Origin of the sequence: Actinomadura litoris (assembly GCF_009733595.1) — a bacterium.
GTDB lineage: Bacteria > Actinomycetota > Actinomycetes > Streptosporangiales > Streptosporangiaceae > Spirillospora > Spirillospora litoris.
Window position 1 is genome coordinate 1 of sequence record NZ_WOFH01000034.1, and the last position, 921, is coordinate 921.

1 protein-coding gene is annotated in these 921 nt (G+C 69.9%); it reads left to right on the forward strand.

Translation table 11 applies throughout. From position 1 onward, the window contains the following. Positions 1-73: 73 nt before the first annotated feature. Positions 74-921 (forward strand): IS5 family transposase gene (locus tag GNZ18_RS40625; RefSeq protein ID WP_312875028.1). Its coding sequence is split into 2 segments (ribosomal slippage), with 849 coding nucleotides annotated over them: positions 74-404 and positions 404-921; the frame shifts between segments, so codons are not numbered across the junction. This gene is flagged as partial in the annotation.

Sequence of the window (921 nt, forward strand, 5' to 3'; positions counted from 1 at the left end):
CCTAGGTCCTGTCCGGTGGATCTGGGTGTTTGGCTGAGGCTGATCTGTGTCCTGGGTTGTGATGGTGGACATGGTGCGTCGTCATGAGCTCACCGATGCCGCCTGGGCGCGGATCGAGCCGTTGTTGCCCGTCCAGCCGCGTCGGGGTGGCCGGTGGTTGGACCACCGGACGGTGTTGAACGGGATCTTGTGGAAGTTGGCGACCGGTGCGCCGTGGCGGGACCTGCCCGAGCGGTACGGCAACTGGAAGACCGTCTATGAGCGGTATCGGCGGTGGGCCGCCGATGGCACCTTCGATGCGGTCTTGAGCCACGCGCAGGTGCACGACGACTCGGTCGGCGGTATCGACTGGACGGTCAGCGTCGATTCCACCATCGTGCGCGCCCACCAGCACGCCGCCGGGGCCGCAAAAAAGGGGAACCGGGCGGGACGAATAGGGCAGCGGCGGCCGGGCAGGCACTGGGGCGCTCCCGGGGAGGGCTGACCACCAAGGTCCATCTGAGCGTGGACGGGCGTGGGCTGCCTTTGTCGATCGTGCTCACGCCCGGGAACGTCAACGACTGCACCGCCTTCCCCCAGGTCCTGGCCGCGATCGCCGTGCCGCGGCCCGGTCGGGGTCGCCCTCGGTGCCGGCCTGAGCGGGTGATCGCCGACAAGGCCTACAGCTCGGCCGCGATCCGCCGGTCACTACGGGAGCGGGGGATCGCCGCGACCATCCCCGAACGCGCCGACCAGAGGGCCGGACGCGCCCGCCGCGGCTCGCGCGGCGGACGCCCACCGACCTTCGACCCGGTCCTGTACAAGCGGCGCAACGTGGTCGAACGCTGCATCGGCCGCCTCAAGCAATGGCGCGGCATCGCCACCCGCTACGACAAACTCGCCCGCAACTACCGCGCAGCGATCGTCCTGGTCACAGCCCTG